Annotated in this window: 17 protein-coding genes and 1 riboswitch; of the genes, 12 read left to right on the top strand and 5 right to left on the bottom strand. The window is 52.7% G+C overall.

From position 1 onward, the window contains the following. Positions 1 to 92: 92 nt before the first annotated feature. A riboswitch (SAM riboswitch) is annotated at positions 93 to 221 on the bottom strand. A 96-nt stretch (positions 222 to 317) separates the two neighbouring features. After that, complete coding sequence (locus BM412_RS16085) at positions 318 to 1,124, bottom strand: AraC family transcriptional regulator (RefSeq protein ID WP_091219863.1); 807 nt, start codon at positions 1,122 to 1,124, stop codon at positions 318 to 320. A gap of 143 nt (positions 1,125 to 1,267) precedes the next feature. Between BM412_RS16085 and BM412_RS16080 the strand changes: the two genes are divergently transcribed. Beyond that, entirely contained in the window at positions 1,268 to 2,092 is an 825-nt protein-coding gene (locus BM412_RS16080) for a phytanoyl-CoA dioxygenase family protein (protein ID WP_091219861.1), read from the top strand. A gap of 99 nt (positions 2,093 to 2,191) precedes the next feature. Here BM412_RS16080 and BM412_RS16075 read toward each other — a convergent pair whose 3' ends face one another. Continuing rightward, positions 2,192 to 3,088, bottom strand: coding sequence for a helix-turn-helix transcriptional regulator (locus BM412_RS16075; RefSeq protein WP_091219858.1), 897 nt, complete (start codon positions 3,086 to 3,088; stop codon positions 2,192 to 2,194). 112 nt (positions 3,089 to 3,200) lie between these two features. On the opposite strand from BM412_RS16075, the gene BM412_RS16070 reads away from it, so the two are divergent. From BM412_RS16070 to BM412_RS16035, 8 genes are all read left to right on the top strand, one after another. Beyond that, positions 3,201 to 3,992: an SDR family NAD(P)-dependent oxidoreductase gene (locus tag BM412_RS16070; RefSeq protein WP_218163146.1), complete on the top strand. Its 792-nt coding sequence runs from the start codon at positions 3,201 to 3,203 to the stop codon at positions 3,990 to 3,992. Positions 3,993 to 4,049: 57 nt separating this feature from the next. Next, positions 4,050 to 5,060 carry a sugar phosphate isomerase/epimerase family protein gene (locus tag BM412_RS16065; RefSeq protein ID WP_091219852.1) on the top strand — a complete coding sequence of 337 codons (1,011 nt, stop codon included), beginning with the start codon at positions 4,050 to 4,052 and terminating at the stop codon, positions 5,058 to 5,060. Further along, entirely contained in the window at positions 5,057 to 5,863 is an 807-nt protein-coding gene (locus tag BM412_RS16060; RefSeq protein WP_091219849.1) for an SDR family NAD(P)-dependent oxidoreductase, read from the top strand. The genes BM412_RS16065 and BM412_RS16060 overlap by 4 nt, the downstream gene beginning before the upstream one ends. Then, on the top strand, positions 5,860 to 6,621 hold the full coding sequence (locus BM412_RS16055) for an SDR family NAD(P)-dependent oxidoreductase (RefSeq protein WP_091219846.1): 762 nt from the start codon (positions 5,860 to 5,862) through the stop codon (positions 6,619 to 6,621). The genes BM412_RS16060 and BM412_RS16055 overlap by 4 nt, the downstream gene beginning before the upstream one ends. 51 nt (positions 6,622 to 6,672) lie before the next feature. Continuing rightward, the gene (locus BM412_RS16050; RefSeq protein ID WP_091219844.1) at positions 6,673 to 7,668 is read left to right on the top strand and encodes an aldo/keto reductase; all 996 of its coding nucleotides are present in this window, start codon (positions 6,673 to 6,675) and stop codon (positions 7,666 to 7,668) included. A 149-nt stretch (positions 7,669 to 7,817) separates the two neighbouring features. Next, positions 7,818 to 9,863, top strand: coding sequence for a molybdopterin-containing oxidoreductase family protein (locus BM412_RS16045; protein WP_091219841.1), 2,046 nt, complete (start codon positions 7,818 to 7,820; stop codon positions 9,861 to 9,863). Between the two features lie 15 nt (positions 9,864 to 9,878). Next, the gene (locus BM412_RS16040) at positions 9,879 to 10,766 is read left to right on the top strand and encodes an AraC family transcriptional regulator (RefSeq protein ID WP_091219839.1); all 888 of its coding nucleotides are present in this window, start codon (positions 9,879 to 9,881) and stop codon (positions 10,764 to 10,766) included. Positions 10,767 to 10,865: 99 nt separating this feature from the next. Beyond that, a complete protein-coding gene (locus BM412_RS16035; RefSeq protein ID WP_091219837.1) occupies positions 10,866 to 11,744 on the top strand; it encodes a phytanoyl-CoA dioxygenase family protein in 879 nt (292 codons plus the stop codon). Between the two features lie 360 nt (positions 11,745 to 12,104). Here BM412_RS16035 and BM412_RS16030 read toward each other — a convergent pair whose 3' ends face one another. Further along, on the bottom strand, positions 12,105 to 12,971 hold the full coding sequence (locus tag BM412_RS16030; protein WP_177245853.1) for a helix-turn-helix domain-containing protein: 867 nt from the start codon (positions 12,969 to 12,971) through the stop codon (positions 12,105 to 12,107). Between the two features lie 124 nt (positions 12,972 to 13,095). Between BM412_RS16030 and BM412_RS16025 the strand changes: the two genes are divergently transcribed. The 3 genes from BM412_RS16025 to BM412_RS16015 all read left to right on the top strand — a co-directional run bounded on the left by BM412_RS16025 (position 13,096) and on the right by BM412_RS16015 (position 15,779). Next, positions 13,096 to 14,160: a Gfo/Idh/MocA family protein gene (locus tag BM412_RS16025; RefSeq protein ID WP_091219833.1), complete on the top strand. Its 1,065-nt coding sequence runs from the start codon at positions 13,096 to 13,098 to the stop codon at positions 14,158 to 14,160. Positions 14,161 to 14,181: 21 nt separating this feature from the next. Then, positions 14,182 to 15,021: a sugar phosphate isomerase/epimerase family protein gene (locus tag BM412_RS16020; RefSeq protein ID WP_091219830.1), complete on the top strand. Its 840-nt coding sequence runs from the start codon at positions 14,182 to 14,184 to the stop codon at positions 15,019 to 15,021. Positions 15,022 to 15,206: 185 nt separating this feature from the next. Beyond that, entirely contained in the window at positions 15,207 to 15,779 is a 573-nt protein-coding gene (locus BM412_RS16015; protein WP_091219827.1) for a nitroreductase family protein, read from the top strand. 50 nt (positions 15,780 to 15,829) lie between these two features. On the opposite strand, the gene BM412_RS16010 is transcribed toward BM412_RS16015, so the two are convergent. Continuing rightward, the gene (locus BM412_RS16010) at positions 15,830 to 17,095 is read right to left on the bottom strand and encodes a helix-turn-helix domain-containing protein (protein ID WP_091219825.1); all 1,266 of its coding nucleotides are present in this window, start codon (positions 17,093 to 17,095) and stop codon (positions 15,830 to 15,832) included. A 168-nt stretch (positions 17,096 to 17,263) separates the two neighbouring features. Then, positions 17,264 to 20,434 (bottom strand): alpha-amylase family protein, encoded by a 3,171-nt coding sequence (locus tag BM412_RS16005; protein WP_091219822.1) that lies wholly within the window; start codon positions 20,432 to 20,434, stop codon positions 17,264 to 17,266. Positions 20,435 to 20,584 lie beyond the last annotated feature (150 nt).

Genomic DNA, 20,584 nt, shown 5'->3' with positions numbered 1-20,584 from the left:
CCAGTACACAAGTGTAGTTGTTGTATAGCAAACAAAAATGACCTTCTCTGGAATCAGAGAAGGTCATAGGAATGTAATGTCATTGATCCTCGCTCTTATCTCCCAGATTCGCCCAATAAAGCGTTCCGCAAGAATTAGCACCGTGCACTCCTTTGATAATCAAAGGGTTGTCGGTTGCCGGGTATCATCGGGCTTGTCCCTCCACCTACTCTTGATAAGAAAAATACATATTAAATTTTTTCCATTATGCTATATAGTCAACCCGATTGTCAAGAGGGCGACGCCTGATTGCATCCCAATACGGAACACGAATAGAACTAGGTATTCGTTTTTCGATAGAAACGGGGAGAGACGCCGTAACGATTCTTAAACGATTTCGATAAGTGGAATTCATCGTAAAAGTGGAGTGCGGCTGCGATGTCCTTTACGGAAGTGTTTGTCGCTTCCAGTGAGGCTTTGGCGGATGCAAGCTTGAGCTCCAGCATGTACTGGTTAGGGGATTTCCCGGTCACCTGACGAAATTGGGAAAAGAATGCGGTCCGAGACAAACCGCTGTGACGAATGTAGTCTTCGCTTCGGAACGGCTGAGCGATGCTGCGATGCATGTGGAGCAGGATGTCTTCCAAATCGAGATTGCTATGGAGTTTAATGATTTGGTCTCCGGCAAATAAGAGCAGCAATTCTTGGAGAATGATATTCGCCGCGTAATCGTAGCCGGTCGATTTGATAATGAGAATCTCGATGAGGCGTTCACATAACCGAATGGCGTCGTTTATTTTGGCGGACGTGATTCGTTCTCCGATTGGGAGACCTAAATGATGAATCATGGCAAGCTGATCAACATGAATAAAATAAAATTTCCAATTGTCATCATCGCAACCATAAGAGCAGGGAAGCAGCTCTTGCACGAAGAGCAAGGTTCCCGCGGTAAGCACCGTTTCCTCATTCTCTTGAACGAATTTACCTTTTCCCTCTAAGGTAACGAATAGCCCGGGTAACGTTAGGCCTTGAGGATGAACGACTTGATAGCTGTTATTTGCTTCAACCTTCCAAATTGATTTAAATTGACATGGCGGCGGAGACTGCGTTTCCGCGAGTTGATAGGGAATATTGATATAAGCCATATAAATGTAAAACCCCCACTATCACCATTTGGATTCTTCTTATATTTTGTACGATTATACATGTTTGAATGATTTTTTTCCATGGTGTTGCACGGAGTTCCCCCTTAAACTTACGTTATACAAATCGAAAGGGGCAAGGCGACATGATGGTTAAAGTAGGTTCGAGGGAATTGGAGCTTGGAGGGCCGCATTTGACGGCATTAAGAAGCTCTAACGATATTCTGCATGACGTTGATGCGATTCGTAACCGGTTGCAGGAAGACGGCTATTTGCTGCTGCGCGATTTTCATAAACGAGAAGAAGTGCTGAGCGCGCGCAAGCGCATTTTAGAGAAGATAGATCGAATGGGGAAGTTGAATCGCGACACGCTTCTGGAAGAAGGCATCATGGCCGATGGAAGCAAGTCGATCTTCATGGGCGGCACGAACGAGGATCTGCCGGAGCTGCTGAACGTTTTAAACGGAGAGCATGTCCTGCGCTTCTTTGACGAACTGATGGGAGAAAAAACGATGACGTATCACTATAAGTGGCTCCGGGCGGTAGGGAAAGGCGATTACACCGGCGCACACTACGATATCATCTACATGGGCAGGGGAACTCATAACCTCTATACAGTCTGGTCTCCGATAGGGGATGTTAATTATGCGATGGGAGGCCTTGCGCTGTGTTTGAACTCTCATAACTTTGAAGAATTAAAAGCCACTTACGGCAAAAAAGACTCGGATCGCGACGGGGTTGGCCATTATACGGATGATCCGCTTGCGATCACGGAGAAGTTCGGCGGCAAATGGGCAACGACCGAGTTCCGGGCCGGGGATGTTCTTATATTCGGAATGTTCCTCATGCATTGTTCCTTGGAGAATACAACCAATCATTATCGGCTTAGCGTGGACACCAGATATCAGTCAGCCAGCGATAAAGTTGACGAGAGATGGATCGGCAAGAAACCAAAGGGGCATTTTGCGTAAAAAGAGTCAATTCCGGCGTGCAAGAGTTCCATTAGACGTTATCTTAATGAAAAGGACAGTCTCGATCATCTCACGGATGATGCTGAGGCTGTCCTTCTTCTATAGAGTCCGCGAAAGCTTCCTGAACTGCATGGCAGACATGCCTTCCCAGCGTCTGAAAATGCGGCTGAAATAGTGGAAATCCTCATAGCCGACCGCCCCTGCTATCCATTCAATCGTCTGATCCGTTTCCCGCAGCAATCGTTTGGCTTCCTGATGGCGCACGGTCTGCACGAATTTATTGGGACCTACACCCATCATCGCTTTGAACTGCCGGCTCATATAATCTTCATGCACGAGCAGAAATTTCGCCATATCCGCGCTCGACCAGCGGCGGCTGCAATCGGTGCGAATCTCATGAACGAGTTCCAGCAGACGTTTCTCGTATTTCGGATGCGGCGTTCCCCGCCCTTCGTTCTGCTGCCGGAGAAGCAATCCGATCAGCTGAATCATCAGCCCTTTGCACACGCTGTCGTAATCCTGCTGCCGATCACTCCATTCCAGAATGACATTTTCAACAAGGGAGATGATTCTCGGCGACACATTCGTAAGCAGCGGTTCTGTGAAAATCGGCCGGTCTGCCCCCAAATAGGGCATGTCGCTAAACGCACCGGGGTCCGCGTTGTATTCGTCCGCGATGATGGTATGATTGTTAGCCGCGCCATCGAAAAAGTCAAAATGGATGCCGAGCAGCTCTGCATGCGGCTCTGTCAGCACTTCAATCCGATGATGCCGCCAAGGGGATAAGATGAGCAGACTGCCTGCCCGAACTTCCATGGTTTCGCCCTCGATCGTTGCCCTGATCTCGCCATGTTTCACATAGAGGAGCTGAAAATCATAGATGCGGCGGCTCCACTTGAACGCCGGAGCTCGGTAATGCTGCCGCGCCCAATGAATAACGGGAGAGATATCCCGTAAAGTGGTTTGCCTGATCCGAGGAAAAAGAGCGTTGTCCAATTAATCAGCACCGCCTTATGCGCGAGTTCGGAAAAGTCCAAAAAACGATCTCCTTTATGTAAAGCCTTCCGGATACTGAAATGGTAACATGTAAGCGCATTCCCCAACAAGGATGAAAGGAACAGGTGATTACATTATGAGCAGCCACTTATTTCAATTAACCGGAAAAGTTGCATTAATTACGGGCGGAACAGGCGGACTTGGTGTTGTGATGGCACAAACGTTGGCGAAAGCAGGAGCAGCAGTCGTCATTACGAGCCGTTCCGAGGAGAAAGCAGCAGCGATTGCCAAACAGCTATCTATCGATACAGGTACTGAAGTTATCGGCATGTCGGCGGAACTGACGGAAGCGGGCCAAGTGGAACAGCTGGTGCAAGCGGTCAAGGAGCGTTTCGGACGCATCGATATCCTCATCAACAATGCGGGAGTCAACATCCGCAAGCCTATCGACAGCTACGATGAAGCAAGCTGGGATCTGGTGATGGGCACGAATTTGAAAGCCCCATATTTGTGTATTCGCGCCGTTACGCCGATCATGAAAGAGCAGCAATCCGGTCGTATCATTAACGTTGCTTCGATGCTGGGCCTGGTGGGTCTGCCGGAGAGAAGTGCTTACTGCGCCAGCAAAGGCGGCGTCATTCAGTTAACCAAAGTGCTGGCCCTAGAGCTTGCGCCTTTTAACATTACCGTAAACGCGCTATGTCCCGGCCCGATCGCGACCGAGCTCAATACCGTTGTGATAAACAATCCGGAAGCGAATCGCTTCTTTATCGATCAAATCGCGCTGGGGCGGTGGGGGAGGCCGGACGAAATTGCAGGACCGACTTTATTTCTCGCATCCGACGCGTCCAGCTTCATGACAGGTGCTTCTTTAACGGTCGATGGCGGATGGACGGCAAAATAAACCGGATTCATCTCCCAGCCGAATAGCCGGATAGCGGGATACGAAAGGGTGATCGGGATGCGTTTTGGCTTATCTGTATTTGGGACGACTTACGCCATGGGCTTGCACCCGCGTGCAGGAAGGCCGAGGATATCGGCTGAAGGGGTCATTGACCTGGCATTGCGTAATGGACTACAAGGCGTAGAGCTGTCCCTCTCGATGCTGGCAGGCTGTGACCACAGAGCTATAGCAAGTAAAGTCGAGGCGAATGAGCTCTATATCGCGATCGCGTCGGACGGCTTCGATGCTGCGCGTTTAGGCGAAGCGTTTGACATCGCGAAGGCTGTTGGTGCGAAAGTGGTACGTACAGTGGCGGGTGGAGCGAAGTTCGGCGGCGATCGCCGTCATTTCGCCGGGAGGTGGCAGCCATTCCTGGGGGAGGTTCGAGCCGGTCTCACTGCAGCAACTGCGCTGGCGGAAGAAGCGGGTATCGTCCTAGCGCTGGAGAACCATCAAGATCTCTGCTCGGAGGAGCTGATCTGGCTATGCGAATCGATCGCTTCCCCGAACTTCGGATTAACGCTGGATACCGGTAATCCGCTGGCGACCGCGGAGGAGCCTGTCGAATTCGCCAAGAGAATCTCTCCTTACCTCAAACATGTCCACTTGAAGGATTACTGGATTTATCCAAATGCGGAAGGGTACATGCTTGTCCGCTGTCCGATCGGACAAGGGGCGGTAGACTTTCCGGCGCTGCTGGATGTATTTCACGCCAGCCAAGCAGGACGGACGCTGTGCATGTCCATTGAAATCGGTGCGTTGGAGGCAAGGCATACAAGGGTCCTTGCCGACGATTATTGGCCGGAATACCCGGCCCGATCCGCCAGAGAGCTTGCGGAGCTGCTCCGTTTTGTTCAGCGCCATGCGAAGCCGAACGCTGATTGGCGCACGCCTCATGAACGGGGAGAAGCGGCGGAGAACGTTGCAGCCTACGAGCAGTCGCAGCTTATGTCCAGCATCGCTTATGTGAAGCAGCTGATGCATAGCCTTAACGCAATGAAACCTAAGGAGGAGGAGGCATTGCCATGATTATCGATTTACAAGGAAAAGTCGCCATCGTTACCGGCGCCGGCAGAGGGATTGGACGTCATATTGCACTCACGCTTGCGAAGGAAGGCGTCATTACAATTGCTACGGATATCAAGCAAGAGCAGCTTGACGAGCTGGCGCTGCAATTTGCCGAGGAGCAGCTTACCGGTGCGCAATTCATCTGTGATGTGAGGGATTCGGCTCGAATCGCGGAGGTTGTAGAGGAGGTACGGAACCGTTTTGGACGAATAGATATCTTAATCAACAATGCCGGAGTGGCCAGCGGCGGCACTGTTGAGCTGCTCAAGGAGGATATCTGGGACGCCAACATGGACATTAACATGAAAGGCACCTTTCTGATGTGCCAAGCCGTTGTCCCGATTATGAAAGCCCAAGGCTCAGGCCGCATTCTAAACGCTGCTTCCTTTGCGGCGATCGTGCCTGCCTACGGAAGCGCGGCGTATGCGTCGTCCAAAGCGGCCGTTAAACAGTTCACGCGAGTCCTTGCAGGCGAGCTGGGACCTTATGATATTACCGTGAATTGTTATTCTCCGGGGATGATTCCGACGGAGATGAATCATTTTGCAGAACAGCCGGAGGAGCGGCAGCAAAGGCTGCTGGACACGCTTACGCTTCGTCGCTGGGGCAGCAAAGATGATGTTGCGAACCTGATCTGTTTCCTTGCTTCCGACCTTGCCGGTTACATTACCGGTACGATGATCGACGTGAGCGGCGGCAAATTCGCGACCCAGATTCCGAGTATCGCCTACGAGGCGGCGCGGAAGGATGCGCTGCGGACATGACGGCGCCGCTCATTACGTTTGAAGGGAAGACGGTCGTTGTCACAGGCGGGGCCAGAGGAATTGGCCGTGCAATAGCCAAGCGATTTCTCGAATGCGGAGCGAAGGTTATAATAGCCGATCACGACGAGAGCGGCGCAGAGACGGCGATACAGCTTGCGGATAGGGGGAATGAAGTTCATTTTATCCGCTGCGATGTTTCCAAGCTGAGCGAAGTACAGTCGCTCGTTGCCGAGTCGGTTCAACGATTCGGCGGTGCAATCGATGTGCTCGTCAACAATGCGGGCATTTTCCCGAGAGCAGATTTGCTGAATACCGATGAGGCGTTCTGGGATAACGTGCTCGGCATTAACCTCAAGGGCGCCTATATGCTGTGCCAAGCCGTCGTGCCGGGCATGATCGAGCGAAACAGCGGCGTCATCATCAATATTGGCTCCAACCATGCAACGGCCGGCGAGCCTGCGACGATGGCTTATGCCGTTTCCAAGGGCGGCATCGTCACGTTGACGCGAAATCTCGCCAAGGCGTTCGTGAAGCACGGCATTCGAGTGAATTGCGTGCAGCCGGGCTGGGTGGCATCGGAAGGCGAGGTCGCCAGGTGGAAAGCGAACGGCATGGATGAGGAACAGATGACGGCACTGGCCGCGCGACTGCAAACCGGCGAGGATATCGCGGATGCCGTCTTATTCATGGCCTCCGGCATGAGTAAGCAGATAAATGGCCAAGTGCTCATTGTGGACGGCGGCATAACGTTAAAGTAACTTGTAAGGCATGCAGCTGGCCGAAAATGGGATCGGGGAGGAAATGAATTTATGCGTTATCGCAACATACCGGGAACACCTTTAAACGCTGCCGTTATCTGTATGGGGACAGCCGGCTTCGGCGGCGGAATGCCCCGTGAGGATGCATTTAAACTGTTTGACCTCTACGTGGAACAAGGCGGCAATTTTATCGATACTGCGCTCGTCTATGACGATTGGCTCGGTCAAGGAAGAAGCTTAACCGAAATCCGGATCGGGGAATGGCTGAAGGAACGCGGCCATCGCGACCAGCTTATTCTGGCGACCAAAGGCGCGCATCCGGAGCTTGCGACGATGCATATTCCAAGGCTCGGACGAGCAGATATCGAAGCGGATATCGCCCGAAGCTTGCGTCAGCTGCAGACCGATTATATCGATCTCTACTGGCTGCATCGCGACGATGCTAGTGTACCGGTCGATGAGATTATGGAGACGCTGCATGACGAAGTGAAGGCCGGCCGCATCCGCAGCATCGGATGCTCCAATTGGACGGTGGAGCGGATCAAGCAAGCGCAGCGCTATGCTGCCGAGCATGGCTTAACGCCTTTTGCAGCCAGTCAGCCGCTCTGGAATCTTGCCGTATGCACGCCGGGCTCCGTCGGAGATCCGACACTCGTGGTGATGAGCGATGCGGATCGGACTTATTTTGCCGAGACGGGGATGAGCGTTATTCCGTACTCGTCGCAGGCGAACGGCTTCTTCAGCGGTCGATATGCAAGAGACCGGGAAGCAGGCAGCCAAGGCAGTGCGGCAGGCGTGCAGAAGATGTATTTCAATGACGCCAGCTTTGACCGCCTGGAACGCGTACAGCAGCTGGCTGCCGAGCTCGAAACGACGAGTACGGTTATTGCGCTGTCGTATTTAACCTCGCAGCCGTTTCCCGTGTTTCCGATTATCGGCGCTTCGAAGCCCGCTTACGTGCTGGAGAGCTGTGCTGCAAGCGAGGTTACGCTCACGCCGTCGCAATTGCGATTCTTGGAGACGGGTTCCTACGTATCCGCCGTATAACAATAGAGATTGGCTTGCAACCTGCAGTACAGGGATGCAGGCTTTTCTTGCTTATAGACACCTTGCCCGCGCTTTTCACACAAGGCTGCACCCGATATAATGGATTCATGTGTACGCTTGGAAGTGAAAGTGAAGGAGTGAATCGCAGAATGACAGCAACAGCTATGGAACCAAATGGCGTATTCCCATCGGTCTGCTCACTGGATTGTCCCGATCAGTGCGGACTTCTTGTGCATAAAGAGAATGGCCGCATTGTACGGATAGAAGGCGATCCCGAGCATCCGGTTACGCAAGGGGCGATTTGCAATAAAGTACGGAATATGACGGAACGCATTTATGATAAAGATCGTTTGCAATATCCGCTTAAGCGGGTTGGTCCCAAGGGGAGCGGGCAGTTTGAACGGATTACTTGGGAAGAAGCCATCGGCACGATAACGTCCCGGTGGAAGCAGCTAATTGCAGCTGAAGGGCCGGAAGCGATTCTGCCTTACAGCTTCTATGGCAACATGGGCCGTATTGGCACGGAAGGTTTGGGCCGCCGATTCTTTAATCGGATGGGTGCGAGCAAGCTGATTTATTCGATCTGCGAGGCTGCCGGTACAGAGGGATATGGCTACACGATGGGTGGAAGCTACGGCACGGATCCGGAGGAAACCGTCCATGCGAAGCTCATTATCATGTGGGGCATCAACGCGGTAAGCACGAATATGCACCAAGTGACGATTGCCGAGAAGGCGCGCAAGAACGGTGCGACTGTGGTCGTCATAGATGTACACCGCAATCGCACAGCGAAGTGGGCGGATTGGTTTATCCCGGTCATGCCCGGCACGGATGCGGCGTTGGCTCTCGGAATCATGCATATCTTATTCGCCGAGCAGCTTACGGACGAGTCGTTCATGGAACAGTTTACCGTGGGCCATGAGCAGCTTCGCGAGCATGTGAAATCGTACGCGCCTGAGGTGGTTTCCTCCATAACAGGCGTGCCGGTTGAGGATCTCTATAAGTTGGCGCGCATGTATGGCACCAGCGAAGCAGCGTTTATCCGCATCGGCAACGGACCGCAGCATCATGATAACGGCGGCATGACGACTCGCGCAATCGCCTGTCTTCCGGCGGTGTCGGGGCAATGGCTGAAGAGAGGCGGCGGCGCGATCAAAGGAAACGGCGGTTATCTGGCGCTGAACAAGCCTGCTTTGGAACGTCCGGATTTGCGGGCTGTAAGCGGCGCGCGCGAAGTGAATATGAATCTGCTGGGCAGCGCGCTGACGGATGCGGATGAGCTGCCGATCTCTTCCTTGTATGTGTACAACTCCAATCCGGCTGTTGTAGCACCAAGCGCTACCAAAGTAAGAGAGGGCCTCTTACGCGAGGAGCTGTTTACGGTCGTGCATGATCTGTTCCTTACCGAGACGGCGGCTTATGCGGATATCGTGCTGCCGGCAACGTCCGCTTTTGAGAATACCGACTTGTACCTCTCCTACTGGCATCATTATGTGCATCTGCAGCAGCCGGTTGCAGCGCCATATGGGGAAAGCAAGTCGAATTCCGATGTGTTCAGACTGCTTGCTGCCGGGATGGGATATGAGGAAGAAGCTCTTCAGGATTCCGATGATGCGATGATCGTGCAGGCGCTGAACAACCCGAATAATCCGAATTTGGCCGGGATATCGCTGCAATCGCTGCGGGAGCACGGGGCGCTTAAAGCCGATGTGAAGCCGCTGTTCCCAGGTAAGCTGCGGACGCCGAGCGGCCGGATCGAGCTCTATTCTGCGGCTATGGAACGCAAAGGCTACCCGCCAATGCCGACTTACATTCCGCTTGTCGAGGATGGTCCGTATCCGTTCTTATTCATTCCGACAGCCAATCATAATTTCTTGAATTCGACGTTCTCCAATAACGACAAACATATCACCATGGAGAAAACGCCGAAACTGCACATGAACCGGGCCGATGCGGAAGCGCGAGGCATCGCGAATGGCGATGCCATTCGGGTATGGAATGATCGCGCCAGCTGCGAGCTGACAGCGGCGGTAGGCGATGATGTGCTGGCAGGTGTCGTCGTAAGCCAAGGCTTATGGGCCGACGGGGCCGGCGGTGGCAAGGCAATGGTTAATGCGCTTACCCCGGACCGGGTGGCGGATATGGGAAGAGGGGCAACCTTCTTCTCCGGACGCGTGCAAGTCGACAAACGGTAACGAGGTGACTGGTGCATGAGCTTACGGCTGGTGATGCAGGGGCAAAGCTTACGTCCGGAGCATATTACTACCGATCGACGGCAAGGCCGTAAAGGGATGTTGACGACAAGACACCAACATCCGGTATTTCATCTGATGTATATTACCGGGGGAGCGGGCAGCTTCCTCGTTAACGACAGGAAGAGCCGGGCTTTGCCCGGCTTGTTGTATGTCATCAACCCGAATGAATGGCATCAATTTCATGCGGATGACGATATCGGTCTGCATAATTTGGAATGTACGTTTCTGCTGCGTGATGAAGAGAGCCACGAGCCCGCGCAGACGGTGAACTTATTTGATTGGATCGAGGACAAGAGAGGTTATGCACTGCCTGTCGGTTTCCGTGACGAGCCCATACTCGTACCGCCTGCTTTAAGGCCGTTTCTGCTTGAAGGTTTTAATCGGCTGCTTGATCCCGGCAATCGCTATATCACGGCAGAGCATCTGTCACTGATGGTGATCGAGCTGGTGCTGCGAGTTGAACAAACGATTGGGAAGCTTGGCGAGCAGCTTGTTAATTCGATTTCCACAGAACGAAATGCGAGAGCGCTGACCAATGAAATCAATACGCTGCAGCAATACATGCGCGCTCATATCGGTGAACAGCTAAAGCTGGACGAGCTTGCCCACCATGTGCATTGGACGCCGAATTACTTGTGCCGCGTATTTAAAGCGCATACATCCATGACGCCGATGGCTTATTTGCAGCAGCTGCGGATGACGGAAGCAGAGAAGCTGCTGCTGTATACGGATTTTCCCGTGTTCACCATCGCTGAGATGCTCGGATACGAGGATGCTTCCTATTTTGCGAGACTATTTCGCAGACATTATGGCCGTGCGCCGAGCGAATATCGGATAATATAGTCCGCATTCGGTGTAAGATCCTACCTTCCTATCAGATGGCGGCGCCGCTATGATGAAGAAGAGAAGAACAATCCCAGTTCAAAGGCGGTCGGTGGGCAAATGCGATTAACGCTTGAGCAATTGATCCGATATCAAACCGAAGGGTATTTGATTGTGCCGAATGTATTCACGGATGAGGACCTGAAGCCCGTTATCGACGAGCTTTCGGCAGAGCTTGACGCAAGAGCCCGGCAGCTTCTGGCTGAGGGCAAGCTGACAGAGCTGTTCGAGGATGAGCCATTCGAGAAACGCTATACGAGGCTGTATGAGCAAAACAAGGAAATAAGCCGAGGTTTTGATATTAACGGGTATTTGGGAGAGGCGATTTTTCGTTTCATGGGGAATGAAGGGCTGCTTGATCTCGTCGAATGCCTGTTGGGAACGGAGCTCAGCTGCAACCCGATACAGCATATTCGTGCGAAGCATCCCGCGAAGTCGACGCAGTCGGAACCGGATTATTTTCAAAACGTGCCTTGGCATCAGGATTGTGCCGTCACTTCGCCGGATTCGGAAGCATCGGAGATTATTACGTTCTGGCTGCCGCTTGTGGATGCAACCGCCGAAACCGGGTGCATGGAGATCATGCCGCATGTGTTCAAACAGGGGTATATCAACCATCGCTCGGAAGGCGGTACGACGATCGTGCCGGAGAAGCTGCCTGCCGTAACGCCGGTGTTAGCGGAGTGCAAGAAAGGCGGCCTCGTTATTATGAACAAGTATACGCCGCATAGAGGGATTTCGAACCGTTCGGATATTATCCGCTGGTCGATTGATTTGCGTTATCATAAGACGGGCGCTCCGTCCGGGCGTACGATACATCCATCCTTCCCGGTGCGAAGTGCATACGACCCAGCAAGCGTTCTGACCGATGTTACGGAGTGGCGGAAAATGTGGCGCGAGGTAAAAGAAGAAAAAGGGAAGAGCTTGCACCGCGTGTAGCTCCCTTCACTAACGGCCCCATTACCGGGGCCGTTAGTGGGCCATAGAAACCCATGTTTGATATAGCTGGCCCCCCGGGATGAGCGCATGTTTGACGTATTGCAACTCTAACGGTTGTGACAGTGGCTATTTGGCATTAATAGACCCTTTTCGTTCTGTAACGGTTGCCAGAGAGCTTATGACCGTTTTCCGCCGGGAATCGACCTATTTGCCGCAAATAACGCCTGTCACAACCGTTAGACTTTCATAAAGGCATATTTTCATCAAATAGCCGCGCTGACAACCGTTAACATGTTGTTCATGTAGCATAGTCAAAAAAAGCGGCTGTCCCAGACTTTCAAGGACAACCTGAGGGTCTCATTACTGGGGCCGTTTTGCTTTGCGATAGGCCATCGGCACCATGCCTTTGCGTTCGCGGAAGATGCGGACAAAGGTTTTGTACGAGCCGAAGCCGACTTCAAGCGCGACATCGACGACGCTGTAGTCGGTGGACACCAGCAGGCCGGTGGCATGCCGCAAGCGTAAATCTTGTACGAAATGAACGAAGGTTTGGCCGGTCGTTTCCTTGATCACTTCACTGATGCGAGAGACGCTCATGCCGAAACGATCGGATAGCTGCGACAAAGTCAGCTCATCGCGATAGTTGCGGTGAATGTGGTGGATGATGGGCCAGATCGACGGATTTGTTTTGGCAGGGGAGGTTAACGGAATGTTCTCCGGCCGGTTCGCTCTGCGCTCCCGATCGAAACAAACGAGCAGCTCCTTCAATCTCGCCTGCAGCAGAGTCTGCCGCCATGGTTCATTGCCCGTATACTCCTTCAGCATGTCTTCAATGAGATAGAGCATTCGCTCCTGCTTCGCGTCCGTAAAAGTCGTATAGGGTTCAAGAAGGCTTGGTTCAATCAAGTCTGAGAGACCTTCGCCGTGTCCGGAATCGATGAGCAAATCCATGCTGAAATTGCAGTTGTAGAGGACAAGCGTGCTGCCGGGTTCGGTGAAGATCTCGTGGACTTGATAGGGCTGCACGAACGTAAACGTGCCCGGGAGCATCTCGTGTTTCACATCGTTGATGCTTTCCCAGCCTCGACCCTCTACCACATAGGAGAACTCCAGAAAATCGTGGCGATGCGCTCGAAACCCTTGTTTGAGTGTGTTCAAACTCATATGCAGCGGAAACGCGGAATCCATATTCGGGTATGTTTTCAAGTAATCCGGAAAAAAGGTCATAGAATGGGCAGCCTCCGAAGAAATGGGACGTTTATCGAAATATGAGTCACGCTTTTTTCTATGTACTACTTTATCATAGAAGTGGTAGAAAGAGTGATGGATCCGAGGAGGCAGATGGATTAACATGGCGATTCGAATTGGTATCATCGGTGCAGGCAATATTGGAAGCGTTCACGCGGCGCAATTCTCGCAGCTTGGCGAGCTCTGCCAAATAACCGCAATAACAGATGTGTTTCTGCCTTTGGCTGAGCAAAGAGCCAAGGAATACGGCATTGCCGAGGTGCTGGCATCGCCTGAAGCGCTCATTCAAAGCGATAAAGTGGATGCGGTCGTAATCGGCGTTCCCAACCAATATCATGCGGAGCTGGCCATTCAAGCGATTGAAGCCGGCAAACATGTGCTGCTGGAGAAACCGATGGGCATCAACGCCGATGCGGCCAGACAAATTCTCAAAGCAAGCCGCTCCTCCGATCGCGTCGTCATGATTGCCCATCAGATGCGCTGGGAATCGGTTCCGATGCAAATCAAGGAACAGATTGACCGCGGCGAGCTTGGTCATATTTATACAGCCAAAACTGGCTGGTACCGCCGCAAAGGCATACCGGGCTGGGGCACATGGTTCACGCGTTCCGATCAATCCGGCGGCGGTCCGTTGATTGATATCGGCGTACATATGCTGGATCTCGCGCTCTACCTCATGGGCAATCCGAAGCCGGTATCCGTCTACGGTGCCACCTATGCGGAGTTTGGGCCTAAACGCAAAGGAATTGGCACATGGGGGAAGCCGAATTGGGATGGCATCTATGATGTCGAGGACTTGGCAACGGCTTTGATCAAAATGGATAACGGCAGCACGCTGTCGCTTGAAGTCAGCTGGGCCGTTCATATGGACACGGATAATACGCCATTCGTACACTTGATGGGTACGGAAGGCGGCGCAAGTTACCGTGGCGCTCAAGGCAAGCTGTTGACGGAGAAGTTCAATAAACCGATGGAAGTTCCGCTCATCAAACCGGAGAACGACGAGAATGAGCGCTTACGTCTCAGCCGTCATTTCTTGAGCTGCATTCAAGAAGGGAAGCAGCCGATTACGTCTGCGCTGTCCGGGTTTACGAACAATCTGGTGCTGGATGCGATCTATGAATCGTCACGCACCGGCAATGAAGTGAAGCTGGATTGGAATCTATAAAACAATTGGAGGATCACGACTATGTTAAGAGGGTTATCACATGCCGGCCTCGGCAAGATCGGAAGCGATGAGAATCTAATCGCAGCCGCAAGTCAATACGGCTTTCATACGGTAGATATTAACGCGAAGGGACTTATTGAGCGCAATGGGTTGGAAGGCGCTAAGGCGCTTCTCGCGAAACATGAAGTAGCGATCGGCTCGATCGGTCTGTCCGTGGAATGGCGGGACTCGGAGGAGAAGTTCCGCGATGGACTCAGCAAGCTGGCGGAAGAGGCAGCAGCTGCCGCGGCGCTGGGCTGCACGCGCTGCTGCACGTATGTGCTGCCGGCCACGAACTTTAAAGCGGCACATTTTACTGTGCTAGCTACACGCAGACTGCGTACATGTGCACAAATTCTCGGCGCTTACGGCATCTCCTTGGGGCTGGAGTTCGTTGGGCCTCATCATCTGCGCACCGCATGGACGAATCCGTTTCTGTGGACGCTGGAAGAAACGCTCGATTGGATCGCCGCAATTGGCGAGCCGAATGTCGGTTTGCTATTCGATGCGTATCATTGGTACACGAACGGCTCGACCATTGCCGAGATCGAGGCGCTGACGCCGGATCAAATCGTTCATGTTCACATTAACGATGCGCCGGACCTGCCGGTTGAAGAAGTACGCGATAACGGCAGACTTTATCCGGGCGAAGGCGTTATTGATTTGGCAGGGTTCCTTCGCGCGCTGAACGCAATTGGCTACAAAGGTTCTGTGACGCAGGAGATTCTCACTGCCGAGCCGTCTGCACAATCGCCGGAGGAGCTGCTAGTACGCTCCAAGGCCGGGTTCGACCGCGTATATACAGCGGCCGGATTGGCATAATCGTGATCGAGAATCCCGCAGGGTCGGCTGTATTGGCCGGTTCATGCGGGATTTTTTTTGGTGTGTTCGCTGAGATAACAGCACGAGCCTGCGATTGGGAACTTATAACATGGCAGCCGCTGATCAAATTCCGAGATGAATTATGCTACAATTATAGTATCACTTACTAGAATAGGAGACGGTCAATGAATATTCATGAGGCAATTCGAACGAGAAGAAGTATTGGCAAAGTGACGCAGGAGCCGATCGACAAAGCGGTAATCGAGCGGATTTTGGAAGCGGGCATTTATGCGCCGAATCATCGTTTAACCGAGCCTTGGCGGTTCTTTGTCCTTCGCGGAGATGGACGCAAGCAGCTTGGCGATGCGCTTGCGCGTATTGCGCTTGCAGGCGAGGCAGACCCATCATCGCCCGAGAATGAGATCAAAGCAGAATCAGCCAAGAAAAAAGCGTTCCGCGCACCTGTTATTATCGCGGTTGCCGTCTCTCCCGCGGAGCGGCACGATATTATCGAGCTTGAGGAATACGGCGCGGTAAATGCAGCCATCCAGAACATGCTGCTTACGATACACGCGCTGGGCCTTGGCGCTGTATGGCGCAGCGGAGAGCCTTGCTACCATCCGCTCATGAATGAAAGCTTCGGCCTGCGTCCGCAAGATAAGATGCTCGGCTTCATCTATCTCGGCGTTCCGGATATGGCTCCGCCGCAAGCGAAGCGGGCGGCGGCTGAGCTCAAGACGACTTGGATTGACGACTAGACTGGCTGGCAGCCATGGCAAACAACAAAAAAGAAGAGATGACTCCCGGATCAACCGGGTATCATCTCTTCTTTTTTGTTTAGCGGCTTCTCTTTATTAATCAAGAAACTGGCGGTTTCCAGCGCCAGCTCCAATTGACCGGTTGTCATGTAATAGTTGAATAAGTCCTTCTCGTAACGTTCGATCAGCATGGCGTCTCCATTCTTGCGGATCACGGCCAGCGCATTGTTGCGCAGGTAGCTATAATATTGCTCATGCTGTTCTTCGATCTTATAGAGGAGGAGCTGGAACCGAATTTGCAGCATCTGGTCATGTATTTCTTTCGCGGACCGCAGTCCGCTTTCCGTAACGCGCAGCAGCTCTTCTTTGTTCAGCAGATTTCCCTGCAAGGAGCAGCGGACGTATCCTTCAAGCGACAGCAGATACAGCATCGTCTTCGGATTATTCAGCTCCATCGAAGCTTGATAATACTTGGATGCCATCTCGTAATTGTTTTGTTCCAAATATTCATAGGCTAAATTGTGCAGCGCGATCCGCTTACGCTCCGGCGTGTTGCAGATATCGCAGGTCTTAATCAAGTTCTCAAAGCGCAAAATAATATCCGCTTTGTTTCGATTATCATCGAACACAACCTGCAGCAGCAACAGCATCTCCGCATCGATGGTGCGTATGAAGTTCCGGCTGTCCTTGAAGAAACGAAGCGATTTCTCCCCGTAATAATAGGCCATCATGTGTGAACCGATCCAATGATAGGCTACAGCCATATGATAGTAATATTCCGGATTGTTATATTCCTCGGCGTCAATTTGCTTCAACGTGTCAATCGCAGTCCGATAGTCTTGTTTGGCAAGAAAACAGATTCCCGTTACATGAAGCAGGAGGTTGCCCTCGTAAGTCGGGAGCTTGGCGTGGCTGCGCTGCATCTTCTGAACGATGGTAAATGCGGCGTCCGGCTGGGAAAGCGCCAGATAATATTTGGCCTGAATCAATTGGTAGAGTGCCGTATAATCCGAGATTTGAATCAGCTGCTCATTCTCCAGCTCGAGCTTAATCGCTTCCATCTCATCTAACAACAGCATCACGATCGCTTCATGCCAAGCAAATAAACGCTTCTTAATCGTGTTTAATTTAACGAGCTCATATTCGAGGTCGATATTCAACCGTTCGGTGAGGAGTGAAATGACCTCAGGTGAGAAATCCGTCGAGCCTCGCTCGATTTTACTGATATGCGTATCCGAGCAAATGCCTCTGCCTAGCTGTTCTTGGGTCATACGTGCTTGTTCGCGATAAAATTTGATGATTTTCCCTACATGCATGCGTGATTCCTCCAGCTGCACCCATAATCGTTACTATACATTCCTGGTTCGACAGGGCTTGAGAATGATACGGATTCCATCATTATAACATGACCTTGAAGCCTGTATGACAAAAAGAAAAGACAAGCAGGGAGTTCTCTTCACTCCGCTCTGCTTGTCTTTACAGTATTACAAGGAAACGTCGATCTGAACTTCATTCGGACGATAAACCGCAAGAAGCTTGCCGGCCGCATCCGCAGCGAACATGACAGTCCGCTCCTGCGGAAGTGTAAAGGCGTACGCGGCGCCTGTCTGCGGATCGCGAACTTCAATCGCCGTATCGCAGCCGAATTCCGATACGAAGATGTAAAGCGAGCCGGAAGCGAATGCCAGCTTGCGGCCGTAAACGCCGGGCAGCTCCCCGCCATGCAGCCATTCGAGCTCTTCGGCCACGCCGGCTTGTGCCAGTGCAGCACCGTACACCGCTTGCAGCGGCTCTAGGCGTTCATTCAACTCCAGCGGAAGCGGGCACCAGAGCAGGCGGCCGGCGCCAAGCGTGATATCGGTAACTTTAGCCGGACCTTTATCAGCGGAAGCGAATACACCTTTGTTGCTGTCCGTAATGCGATCGCCGCCGAAGGAAATCGGGTGCAGCGCGCCATTGCCAAGCTCAAGCAGCTCTTCGCGCAGCAAGTTGCTGACAGCGTTCTGTCCCAGCTCGTCGGTCAAACGTTCAACCGGGCGCCAGTACTCGTCCAGGCCGAGCGGGCCGGTAAAGAGAAGCGTGCCGCCATTTGCCTTCACATGCGCGAGAAGTTCATCCAGCGCTTGGCTGCTGAAGTTATGCGCGCTTGGCACGATAATGAGCTTCGGCTTCGTTTCCGCAAGTGAATCGAGCTGGTATTCGCCAAGGCCGAATGCATGAACATTCATCGTGTAGGACAGTGTGCGAATAGCGCGAGTGGTTGCCCCATAAGCCAGCTTCCGGTTCGAGAAGTCATTGGAATAAGGGAAAATAACCGCAACTTCTTCCAGCTTACGATCCACGAACAAGTCGCGAATTTGCTCCATGAAAGCGCCGAAATCATACGATACGTTAGCTTCCGGTTTCTCGGTGCCGTCTGCGCGCAGCGCTCCGATATGGGACTCATTGATATTGTTCATGTAGAAATTAATGTTCCAGATCCACTGCACCGCACCGGCTCCGCCCGTAGAGAAGGCATACGCGTATTTGCGTTCCAAAATGTTGCGGAGCTCTTCCTCGCTGCGCTTAGCGCGGCCATCCGGTGTTTCAACGTACATAATGCCGGTTTCTTGAATGAGGTTCGGTTTATCCGGTGCCTTGGCGAAAATCCCGTCCCATACGAGATTGTCCATCAGCCACCAGGAATGAACCGTTGTATAATCGACCTCTTGCGCATAGAAGAACGGCGATGGACGCTGAGCGCCAAGCCCTTCATCCTGGCCGACGGTCACGAGCTGCTTCGGCTGTATCGCGCGAATGGTAGCAACGAGCTGGGATGCCCAGCGGTTATGCATATCCATCGTGAACAACGTATAGTCGAGCCAAGGACCGCCATGTTTCTTCAGCGTATTGGTCGTGCCGAAGCTGATTTCGCTGGCTTCCGGAAGTTTCACGGATTCGAAAGAAGGCAGCTCCGAAGGCGTCATGTTCCAGCGCTCTTGAAGCAAGCGAATCGAGCCATGGCGCTCTTGCAGCCATTTGACATAGTGGGCCTTCTCGAACTGATCATGAGCGGAACGCGGTCCGGAGAAGATCCGTGTCGGATCGAACATGGATGGTTCATTGATCAAATCCCAATGTACATGCTTGGATTCGGCATGGCGGGACACGATTGCCGCGATGAACCGCTTCTGCGCTTCTACGCTGCGCGGATCCAGGTAAGGATTGACGCCTTCCCATGCTTCCGGTGTGAAAGCAAAGAAATTGAACGTAACTTCAAGATCATAGCGCTTTGCAGTCAGGAAGAACGCATCGATTGCGCGCAGCACTTCTTCATAAGGATGACCATCTACGTACATGACGCTGCGATACGCTGTCCAGATCCCGGTACGAATGGAGTTGATGCCCGCACGTTTCATTTGCGCCATGTCGCGATCCCATACAGCGGCATTCGGCAGGAACAAATATTTACGCGCCACATCGCTCGTCATGTATGTCATGCCGACAATTGGCAGCGGACGGCCGTTTTTCCAGAAATAGTCGCGGTCGCAAGTAATCATCTCGCCGGAAGCGAGCAGCGCTTCATCCATGCCCCAGAAGCCTTGGCGGAGCAAGCGGTGCTCGCCCGCAGGGGAAACGGCTTCGCATTCCACGATATAGAAACCTGCTTCTGCGTTAAATGGCAATACGATGCGCTGAATGCTCAGCTCGCGGCCAATCGCAAGCTCTGCCTTGCTGTTCCATACTTCAGTGAAATCAGCCTCTTCATATACAAAAGAAGGAGTAGGCTCGCTGACCGTATTGCTGTTCGCTTTGCGCACGCGCATATGGAACGACCAAGCCGCTGCTGCATGGTTGCTTGTCTGCTCGTCACGAGCCAATTGCAGCTGCTGACCTTGCAGCATCAAGACCGGACGCTCGCCAAGCTCATACGAGCCGTAATTGGGCTTCAGCCATAGCTCCGTAACGCCTTGCGATGTAAAGCCGGACCACTCGGACAGCGCGGCAGCGCCGTTGCCTGTCCAGAACGAGCTGCGCAGCGGCTGATTAATTAGAATCCAGCGGCCGCCGCTGAAAGGACCTTTCGTATGCTCGAGCAAGATCGCAGGCGCTGACAGCTCGCGCGCTAGGCCGTCTCCGCTAATCCCGCGAAGCAGCGGATAGATGTGGGCGTCGATTGGGCCGGCAGAGCCGCCCTCGCCCGGCTTGTCATCCGCTCTTGTCACATGCAGCGCAAAGCCGAATGTGGACTCGATCGTAAACGACGATTCGTAGCCTGCGAAGAGCGGAATATCGCGGAAATGCTGCAGTTTAGCAACACCGTCCACAGAGACCGGCAGGGCTTCGTGGATATGGAGCTGCTGATGGTAGGCCGTTTGATCCGGCTCGAGCAGCCACTCGCCGTTCTCTTCATATACAGGTGTCTTAAACGGTGCGCCGCCTGCCGTCAGCAGCCCTTTACCTTCTTGAGCATGCTTCAGAATGGCCGGCCAAGCCGATTTAGGGAAATGCGAACCATGAAGATGCACATAAGCAGTAGCGCCTGGCAACCGCTCGGCAAGCTCAGCTGCGGTTACGATTTGGAAGTTTTCTCTAAGCGACGCAAGCGTCGCGGCATCGGGGCGATCTCCAATATAAGGGAAACTTTCATCATAGAATAAAATCGTGCTGCTCATTCATTGTCACTGCCTCTCATCGTTAGTTCTTCTTGTTCACATATTGTTAGGTTTGTTAGGTTGAACTGATCTTTATCCGGGCCCAACTTTAGAGGTAAACTAAAGAAAAGTCAATCGGAATTATTGCGAGTGTGAAGGAGTATGGCAACC

The organism is Paenibacillus sp. BC26 (assembly GCF_900116125.1).
Classification (GTDB): Bacteria; Bacillota; Bacilli; order Paenibacillales; family Paenibacillaceae; genus Paenibacillus_Z; species Paenibacillus_Z lignilyticus.
The sequence above is the reverse complement of the archived record's forward strand: the minus strand, read 5'-3'. Positions and strand labels throughout refer to the sequence as shown.

What these genes read in the sequence shown, in the direction of transcription:
- BM412_RS16085 (WP_091219863.1), bottom strand. Translation starts at nt 1,124, where the DNA reads ATGGCTTATATCAATATTCCCTATCAACTCGCGGAAACGCAGTCTCCG.
- BM412_RS16080 (WP_091219861.1), top strand. Translation starts at nt 1,268, where the DNA reads ATGATGGTTAAAGTAGGTTCGAGGGAATTGGAGCTTGGAGGGCCGCAT.
- BM412_RS16070 (WP_218163146.1), top strand. Translation starts at nt 3,201, where the DNA reads ATGAAAGGAACAGGTGATTACATTATGAGCAGCCACTTATTTCAATTA.
- BM412_RS16065 (WP_091219852.1), top strand. Translation starts at nt 4,050, where the DNA reads ATGCGTTTTGGCTTATCTGTATTTGGGACGACTTACGCCATGGGCTTG.
- BM412_RS16060 (WP_091219849.1), top strand. Translation starts at nt 5,057, where the DNA reads ATGATTATCGATTTACAAGGAAAAGTCGCCATCGTTACCGGCGCCGGC.
- BM412_RS16055 (WP_091219846.1), top strand. Translation starts at nt 5,860, where the DNA reads ATGACGGCGCCGCTCATTACGTTTGAAGGGAAGACGGTCGTTGTCACA.
- BM412_RS16050 (WP_091219844.1), top strand. Translation starts at nt 6,673, where the DNA reads ATGCGTTATCGCAACATACCGGGAACACCTTTAAACGCTGCCGTTATC.
- BM412_RS16045 (WP_091219841.1), top strand. Translation starts at nt 7,818, where the DNA reads ATGACAGCAACAGCTATGGAACCAAATGGCGTATTCCCATCGGTCTGC.
- BM412_RS16040 (WP_091219839.1), top strand. Translation starts at nt 9,879, where the DNA reads ATGAGCTTACGGCTGGTGATGCAGGGGCAAAGCTTACGTCCGGAGCAT.
- BM412_RS16035 (WP_091219837.1), top strand. Translation starts at nt 10,866, where the DNA reads ATGCGATTAACGCTTGAGCAATTGATCCGATATCAAACCGAAGGGTAT.
- BM412_RS16030 (WP_177245853.1), bottom strand. Translation starts at nt 12,971, where the DNA reads ATGACCTTTTTTCCGGATTACTTGAAAACATACCCGAATATGGATTCC.
- BM412_RS16025 (WP_091219833.1), top strand. Translation starts at nt 13,096, where the DNA reads ATGGCGATTCGAATTGGTATCATCGGTGCAGGCAATATTGGAAGCGTT.
- BM412_RS16020 (WP_091219830.1), top strand. Translation starts at nt 14,182, where the DNA reads ATGTTAAGAGGGTTATCACATGCCGGCCTCGGCAAGATCGGAAGCGAT.
- BM412_RS16015 (WP_091219827.1), top strand. Translation starts at nt 15,207, where the DNA reads ATGAATATTCATGAGGCAATTCGAACGAGAAGAAGTATTGGCAAAGTG.
- BM412_RS16010 (WP_091219825.1), bottom strand. Translation starts at nt 17,095, where the DNA reads ATGCATGTAGGGAAAATCATCAAATTTTATCGCGAACAAGCACGTATG.
- BM412_RS16005 (WP_091219822.1), bottom strand. Translation starts at nt 20,434, where the DNA reads ATGAGCAGCACGATTTTATTCTATGATGAAAGTTTCCCTTATATTGGA.